The sequence below is a fragment of the Roseomonas sp. 18066 genome, assembly GCF_902706185.1.
In the GTDB taxonomy this organism is placed as follows: Bacteria; Pseudomonadota; Alphaproteobacteria; order Acetobacterales; family Acetobacteraceae; genus Pseudoroseomonas.
Genome location: NZ_CACSJM010000069.1, coordinates 24,119 through 31,160, shown reverse-complemented (window position 1 = coordinate 31,160; position 7,042 = coordinate 24,119). Strand labels below are relative to the sequence as shown.

Annotated in this window: 8 protein-coding genes; 7 read left to right on the top strand and 1 reads right to left on the bottom strand. The window is 71.9% G+C overall.

Going from position 1 to position 7,042, the window contains the following annotated elements:
- The 7 genes from GVN67_RS15325 to GVN67_RS15295 all read left to right on the top strand — a co-directional run.
- Positions 1-538: acyl carrier protein (locus GVN67_RS15325; RefSeq protein ID WP_159997465.1), on the top strand; the 538-nt coding region annotated here is incomplete at its 5' end.
- The gene (locus GVN67_RS15320; RefSeq protein ID WP_159997463.1) at positions 531-1,343 is read left to right on the top strand and encodes an SDR family oxidoreductase; all 813 of its coding nucleotides are present in this window, start codon (positions 531-533) and stop codon (positions 1,341-1,343) included. The genes GVN67_RS15325 and GVN67_RS15320, both read left to right, overlap by 8 nt.
- An 11-nt stretch (positions 1,344-1,354) precedes the next feature.
- Positions 1,355-1,597: a phosphopantetheine-binding protein gene (locus GVN67_RS15315; protein WP_159997461.1), complete on the top strand. Its 243-nt coding sequence runs from the start codon at positions 1,355-1,357 to the stop codon at positions 1,595-1,597.
- Positions 1,594-2,832 (top strand): beta-ketoacyl synthase N-terminal-like domain-containing protein, encoded by a 1,239-nt coding sequence (locus GVN67_RS15310; RefSeq protein WP_159997459.1) that lies wholly within the window; start codon positions 1,594-1,596, stop codon positions 2,830-2,832. Before GVN67_RS15315 ends, GVN67_RS15310 begins: the two co-directional genes overlap by 4 nt.
- A complete protein-coding gene (locus GVN67_RS15305; protein ID WP_159997457.1) occupies positions 2,829-4,070 on the top strand; it encodes a hydroxymethylglutaryl-CoA synthase family protein in 1,242 nt (413 codons plus the stop codon). Before GVN67_RS15310 ends, GVN67_RS15305 begins: the two co-directional genes overlap by 4 nt.
- Positions 4,061-4,828, top strand: a complete 768-nt coding sequence (locus GVN67_RS15300; protein WP_159997455.1) for an enoyl-CoA hydratase-related protein — start codon at positions 4,061-4,063, stop codon at positions 4,826-4,828. The genes GVN67_RS15305 and GVN67_RS15300 overlap by 10 nt, the downstream gene beginning before the upstream one ends.
- Positions 4,813-5,562 carry a polyketide synthase gene (locus GVN67_RS15295; RefSeq protein WP_159997453.1) on the top strand — a complete coding sequence of 250 codons (750 nt, stop codon included), beginning with the start codon at positions 4,813-4,815 and terminating at the stop codon, positions 5,560-5,562. The genes GVN67_RS15300 and GVN67_RS15295 overlap by 16 nt, the downstream gene beginning before the upstream one ends.
- On the opposite strand, the gene GVN67_RS15290 is transcribed toward GVN67_RS15295, so the two are convergent.
- Positions 5,559-7,031, bottom strand: coding sequence for a PfaD family polyunsaturated fatty acid/polyketide biosynthesis protein (locus tag GVN67_RS15290; protein WP_200845272.1), 1,473 nt, complete (start codon positions 7,029-7,031; stop codon positions 5,559-5,561). The two genes, GVN67_RS15295 and GVN67_RS15290, sit on opposite strands and share 4 nt — an antisense overlap.
- Positions 7,032-7,042: the final 11 nt, after the last annotated feature.

Genomic DNA, 7,042 nt, shown 5'->3' with positions numbered 1-7,042 from the left:
GGTATCGGGCTCCACCTCCTCCGGCGCAAGCCGCAGCGCCGCCGCCACGCCCATCGACGGCGCGCTGGAGGAAAAACTGCGGCAGACGGTGGCGGCGGCGCTGCGGCTTGCGCCGGAGGAGGTGGAGCCCGATACCAGCTTCGCCGAATACGGCGCGGATTCGATCATCAGCGTGGAGCTCGTGCGGCATATCAACGAGGCCTTCGGCATCGAGCTGAAGACGACGGCGCTGTTCAACTACGCCACCGTCCGCGAGCTCGCCGGCTATATCCGCCTGGAGCATGGCGCTGGCCTGGCGCCGGAGCCCGAGGCCGTGGTCGATGCCGGCACCGCCGAGCGCCTGGCCAGCGCGAAGCAGCGCACCGACCGGTTGCGAAAGCTGATCCGCCGGCGGCTCGATGGCGAGGCCCCACCGGCGGAACCGTCGCCGCCACCGGTCGTCCCTGCGGCGGCGACCCTGGAAGAAATCCTGCGCCGGCTGGGCGCGGGGGAGATGGAGCTCGATGACGCGATGGCGGTGAAGCTGGGCGATGACTGAGACCCCGAGCGGCTTCGCCCCCGGCCTGTATCGCGGCCGGGTGGTCTTCGTCACCGGCGGCGCCGGCACCATCAACCGCGGCCTCGCCCGCGGCTTCGCCCAGCTGGGCGCGTCGGTCTGCCTGGCCGGGCGCAGCATCGCGACGCTGGAGGCGGCAGCGGATGAGTTGCGCCCGCTGGGCGGCGCCGTGCTGCCGGTGGTGGCCGATGTCACCGACTATGCCAGCCTGGAAGCCGCCATGGCCGAGTGCCGCGCCCGGCTCGGCGCCATCGATGTTCTTATCTGTGGCGCGGCGGCCAATTTCCCGGCCCCCGCCGAGCAGATGACCGCCGAGGGATTTCGAAAGGTCATCGCGGTCGACCTGCAAGGGTCGTTCAACGCCGCCCGCGCCGCCTTTGCCCAGCTGAAGGAAAAGAAGGGCAACATCGTTTTCGTCTCGGCGACCAATGCGCAGATGCCCTTCGGCTTCCAGGTGCATGTCGGCGCCGCCAAGGCCGGCATCGACAGCCTGATGCGCGGCCTGGCGCTGGAATGGGGCAAGCACGGCATCCGCTGCAACAGCGTGCTGCCCGGCCCGATCGAGCGCACCGAGGGGCTGTCGCGGCTGCTGACCGCCGAGGATATCGAGACGCTGCAGGGCTATGTGCCGCTCGGCCGCTTCGGCACGGTCGAGGATGTCGCCAATGTCTGCTGCTTCCTGGCTTCGCCGCTGGCCTCGCTGCTGACCGGGGTGGCGCTGGTGGCCGATGGCGGGCAGACCTTCTCCGGCTCGGCCATGCTGGCCGAGCTGATGATGAACCCCTGAGGAACGCGGCCATGACCCGGGACGAGATATTTCGCACGGTGGTGCTCCAGGTCCAGGCCGTGCTGCCCGAGCTGCCGGAAGCGGCGATCACCGAGCAGGCCAGCCTGGCCGAGCTCGGCGCCAGCTCGATCGACCGGGTCGAGGTCAGCATCGGCGCCATGGAGGCGATCGGCCTGGCGCTGCCGCTGACCGCCCTGGCCGGCATTTCCTCGATCGGCGAGCTGGTCGACCGGCTGGCGCAGCACAGCCCATGACGCGCGGCCTGCAGCGCGTCGTCGTCACCGGGATCGGCGTGCTGGCGCCAGGGGTAGCCGACGCCGCTGATTTCGAAAAATTCCTGAAGCGCGGGCAGACGGCGCTGCGGCCGATGCGCGGCGGCGAATGGCCCGGCCTGCCGGCGGGCAGCCCGGCCGCGCGGCTGGAAGGCTTCGACACCCTGGCCCGGCTGGCGGCGCTGCCGGCCCAGGCGCGGCGCGCCGGCCGCGGCGGGTCGCGCGCCCTGGTCGCGGGGCTGGCCACCGGCCTGGCGGCGCTGGCCGATGCCGGGCTGGACGGCCCCGCCAGCTTCGGCACGGTGGTCGCCGGCAGCAACCTGGCGCAGACCCGCAACCTGTCGGCGGCGCGGAAATGGATCGAGCAGCCGGAATGGACCCCGCCCGGCCAGGCGCATGAGGTCTTCGACACGCATCTGGGCGCCGTGCTGGCCGAGGCCGCCGGGCTGCAGGGGCCGGGCCTCTCCGTCGGCGCCGCCTCGGCCAGCGGCAACACGGCGGTCGCGGTCGCCGCCGACCTGATCGCGCTGGGGCGGATGCCGGGCTGCGTGGTGCTGGCGCCGCCGCCCGACCTGTCGCCGGTGGAATGGCAGGCGCTGCGCTCGATCGGGGCGCTGGCGCCGCCGGGCCAGGCCTGCCGCCCCTTCGACGCCGCCACCGCCGGCTTCGCCCCCGGCGAGGCCTGCGCGGCCCTCGTGCTGGAAAGCCTGGACCATGCCCGCGCCCGCGGCGCCCGGATCCGCGCCGAGATCGCCGGCCATGGCCAGGCGCAGCAGGCCCGGCGCGGCACCGCCCCCGACGCCGCCAGCGCCCTGGCCGCGATGCGCCAGGCCCTGGCCATGGCGGGGATCACGGCGCGGCAGCTGGACCAGATCAACGCCCATGCCACCGGCACCCCGGCCGGCGACGCCGCCGAGATCCGCGCGCTGCAGCAGCTGCTGGAAGGGGCAAAGGTGCCGGTGAACGCCACCAAGTCGCTGACCGGCCATGCCATCCAGGGCGCGGCGCTGATCGAGCTGGCCGCGGTGATCCTGCAGATGGAGCTTTCTTTCCTGCATGGCACGGCGGGGCTGGCCGCGCCGATCGCGGAAGACCTGCGGCTGGTCGGGCCCGAGGGGATCGCACGGCACGAAAGCCGCTGGGCGCTGAGCGCCGCGCATGGTTTCGGCGGGCTGGCCACGGCGGTGGTGCTGCGGAACGGAGCGGAGATCGCATGACCCCTGTCGGCATCGAGGATCTGGGGGTCTATGCCGGGCGCGTGGCGCTCGACGTGGCGATGCTGGCCGAGGCGCGGCAGCTCAACCCGGCGCGCTTCGCCAATCTGCTGATGCGGCGGAAAAGCCTCTGCGCGCCGTGGGAGGACCCGATCTCCTTCGCGGTGAACGCCGCCCGGCCGGTGCTGGCGTCGCTCGATGCCGCGGGACGCGACAGCATCGAGCTGCTGATCGTCGCCACCGAATCCGGCGTCGACTGGGGCAAGTCGGCGGCGACCTATGTGCATCACTACCTGGACCTGCCGAAGCATTGTCGCCTCTTCGAGGTGAAGCAGGCCTGCTATGGCGGCACCGCGGCGCTGCAGATGGCGGCGGCCAGCATCGCCATGTCGGCCAATCCGGCGGCGCGGGCCCTGGTGATCGCGACCGATCTCGGCCGGCCGGTGCCGCATTCCTATGCCGAACCGTCGCAGGGCTCGGCGGCGGTGGCGCTGCTGGTGTCGCGCCAGCCGCATCTGCTGGCCCTCGAGCCCGGGGCCAGCGGCGTGCATGGCTACGAGGTGATGGACGCCTGCCGGCCGACGCCGGACAGCGAGACCGGCGATGCCGATCTTTCCGTCCTGAGCTACCTGGATTGCCTGGAGCACAGTTTTCGCGCCTATGCCGCGCGGCATCCTTCCGGCGCCGATTTCCAGGGGCACTTCGACCTGCTGGCCTGGCACACGCCCTTCGGCGGCATGGTGAAGGGCGCGCATCGGACGATGATGCGCAAGTTCCGCCAGGCGCCGCCCGCCGCGGCGGAGGCCGATTTCGAGGCCCGCATGCGCCCCGCCCTGCAATTCTGCCAGGAGGTGGGGAATGTCTATTCGGCCACCGTGTTCCTGGCGCTGGCAGGCGCCCTGGCAGGCGGCACCTTCCCGGCCGACCGCCCGGCGCGGGTCGGGCTGTTTTCCTATGGCTCCGGCTGCTGCTCGGAATTCTATTCCGGTCTGGCCACCGCCGAGGCCGGGGCGCGGGTTCGGGCGCGCGGCATCGGCGCGGCGCTGGCCGCCCGCGTCGCGGTCGAGATGCCGGTCTATGAAGCGCTGATCGAGCGCACCCGCGACGGCATGATCGGCGCCCGCAACGCGACGCCGCCGCGCGACGGGCTCGACGCGCTGTACGACCAGGGTTTCGCCGGCAGCGGCCTGCTGGTGCTGGACCGGATCGAGAATTACAGGCGGCTGTATCAATGGGCGTGAGCGTCGCGCCGCGTGGAAAAATCCTGTTCGCGACGCTGGATGCGCCGGAGCGCGGCAATCCGCTGAACCGCGCCACCATCGAAGGGCTGCATGCCGCGCTGGACCAGGCCGAGGCCGATCCGGCGCTGCGGCTGCTGGCCATCGCCGGGGATGCGCGGGTCTTCTGCTCGGGGATGGATTTTTCCGAGGCGAGCCAGACCGAGGCCACGGATGCCGCCGCGATCCGGGCACCGATGGAACGGCTCTACGCGCTGTTCGACCGGTTCTCCAGCAGCGAGGTGGTGGTGGTGGCGCTGGTCGAAGGGCCGGCGACGGCGGGCGGGCTGGGGCTGGTCGCGGCCAGCGATGTCGCCATCGCGACGCCCGCCGCCAGCTTCCAGTTGTCGGAGATTTTGTTCGGGCTGCTGCCGGCGACGATCGCGCCCTTCCTGGTGCGGCGGATGGGGGTGCAGGACCCCTATCGCATGGCGCTGACCGCCGAGCGGATGGATGCGGCCACCGCCCTGGCGCGCCGCCTGGTCGACGAGGTGGTCGAGGACCCGCAGGACGCGCTGCGGCGGCTGATGATCCGGGTGAACCGGGCCGCCAAGCCCGATGTCGCCGCGACCAAGGCCTATTTCCGCAGCCTGTGGATCATCGACGAGGCCACCCGGGCCCGCGCGGTGGAGGCGATCAGCGCGCGGGTCGCCGATCCGTCGGCGATGCAGGGGATCCGGCGCTTCCTCGACCAGGGGGGGATGCCGTGGCAGAAGCCGTGACGCTGCACTGGCAGGAGGGCGGCGCCATCGCAGTGGTCGGCATGGCCGAGCGCGAAGGGCGCAACACCTTCACCATCCCGCTGGTCACCGGACTGGCCGAGGCCTTTGCCGCCATTGCCGCCGCGCCGGAGGCGAAGGTCGTGGTGCTGCATGGCTATGACACGGTCTTCTCGGCCGGGGGGACGCTGGAGGAGCTGATCGGCATCGCCGACGGCAAGCAGCGCTTCGACGAGGCCGGGTTCTTCCGCATGCTGCTGGATTGCGAGCTGCCGGTGATCGCGGCGATGCAGGGACATGCGCTGGGGGGCGGGCTGGTCTTCGGGCTTTATGCCGATCTCTGCGTGCTGGCGCAGGAAGCGCTCTATGCCACCAACTTCATGAAATACGGCTTCACGCCCGGGATGGGGGCGACGCTGATCGTGCCGAACCGCCTGGGCCAGGCGCTGGGCCAGGAGATGCTGTTCACCGCGCAGGGCTATCATGGCGGGGTGCTGAGGCAGCGCGGCGTCGGCATGCCGGTGGTGCCGCGCGCCGAGGTTCTGCCGGTGGCCCTGCGCCTGGCGCGCGAGCTTGCCGTGAAGCCGCGTGTCGCCTTGATGTTGTTGAAGGATGCGCTGGCGGCGCCGATCCGCGAGGCTTTGCCCGCCGCGGTCGCGCGCGAGCAGGCGATGCACGAGGTGACCTTTTCCCAGCCCGGCATCCACGCGCAGATTCGCGGCAGGTTTGGCGCCTAGAATGAGGGGGCCCGGGGGAATTCAATTCCCCCGGCGGGGGTCCAGGGGGCGGAGCCCCTTGGCCTGAGCATGTCGTTGAGCGTCTCCGCTGCCCCGTGCATCAGTTTTTCGGCAAGGGTGGCGACGTTGCGCTGCTTCCAGTCTTCCAGGGGCGTGCCTTTGAGCCACCGGTTGAGCGCCCCCATGGCCGGGCCGCAATGGATCTGGAAGTTCACGCGCTGGCTGGGGTCGCCGTCGATGGCCAGTCGGTTGGTGTGGATGAAGTACCAGCGGAAGACCATGGCCATGCGCTTCTTCGGATTGGCCTCGGCGGTGGCGAGCTCCTGGGGGGCAGCGCGGCGGTAGTAGCTGGCGGTTTCCTGCCAGACGGCGTCGATGCTGCGGCCGAACCAGCGGTTCTCGATCTCGGCCAGGGTGGCGGCCGGGATATCGTCGAGAGAGTCGTGGCGGGTGTAGAGCTCGTAGAGGCGCTGGGCGCGGCCGGGGAAGAGGGTGCCGCGGCGCAGCACCTGGACCTTGGCGCCGATCTCGAACATGTCACCGGCCGGCGCCATGTCGGTATCGGCGAGATCCGCCCGGGCCAGCAGGTCCTTGACCGCGTCGCTGGTGCCGGCCTCCGGCGTGCATTGGTTGATCGAGCCGGTCATGACGAAATCGGCGCCGAGCACGAAGGCTGCGGCGATGGCCTGGGGCGTGCCGAGGCCGCCGGCGGCGCCGATGCGGACGCGCTGGCGCAGGCGGTGCTCGGCGGCCAGCTCGTCGCGCAGGCTGGCGATATGGGGGACCAGGGTGAAGGCGACGCGGCGGTCGGTGTGGCCGCCGGAATCCGCCTCGGCGCAGATGTCGTCGGCCAGCGGGATCTCGGCCGCGAGGCGCGCTTCGTCGGGCGTGATGCGGCCGGCGGCGGCCAGCTCCGCCACCATGGCCGCCGGCGCGGGGGCGAGGAACTGGCGGGCGACCTCGGGGCGGGACAGCTTGGCCAGCAGGCGGTGGCGCGCGGTGACCTGGCCATCGGCGGCGCGGGTGAGACCGGTCAGGCGGTAGCGCAGCAAGGCGGGGGTGACCTGGACGAAGGCCGAGGCCTCGATGCGGGTGACGCGGCGGGCCAGCAGCAGGTCGGTCAGCGCCTCCTCCTGCGCCGGCAGCACGAAATTATGCAGGAAATTCACGCCCCAGGGGGCGGTGGGCGGCAGGGTGGATTGCAGCCGGTCGATCGCCTCGGCGATGCGCGGCAGGGTGCAGCCGCCGGCGCCGAAGAAGCCGAGCAGCCCGCGGCGGGCGAGCGCCTCCAGCATCGGTTCGGAGGCGATGGCCTTGACCATGGCGCCGACGACATAGTTCAGCCGGACGCCATGGGCGGCCTGGAAGCCCGGGTCGCCCAGGCTGGCGCCATCCGGAAACGGCGACGCCGCCGCGGGCACGCCCGAGGGGGCGGCCGGCGACGGCGTGGCAGCGAGCCAATTGGTCAAGGAGGGCTAAG

Bases quoted from the DNA above. Each gene is read 5' to 3' on its own strand.
- GVN67_RS15305 (WP_159997457.1), top strand. From the start codon at position 2,829: ATGACCCCTGTCGGCATCGAGGATCTGGGGGTCTATGCCGGGCGCGTG.
- GVN67_RS15310 (WP_159997459.1), top strand. From the start codon at position 1,594: ATGACGCGCGGCCTGCAGCGCGTCGTCGTCACCGGGATCGGCGTGCTG.
- GVN67_RS15315 (WP_159997461.1), top strand. From the start codon at position 1,355: ATGACCCGGGACGAGATATTTCGCACGGTGGTGCTCCAGGTCCAGGCC.
- GVN67_RS15320 (WP_159997463.1), top strand. From the start codon at position 531: ATGACTGAGACCCCGAGCGGCTTCGCCCCCGGCCTGTATCGCGGCCGG.
- GVN67_RS15300 (WP_159997455.1), top strand. From the start codon at position 4,061: ATGGGCGTGAGCGTCGCGCCGCGTGGAAAAATCCTGTTCGCGACGCTG.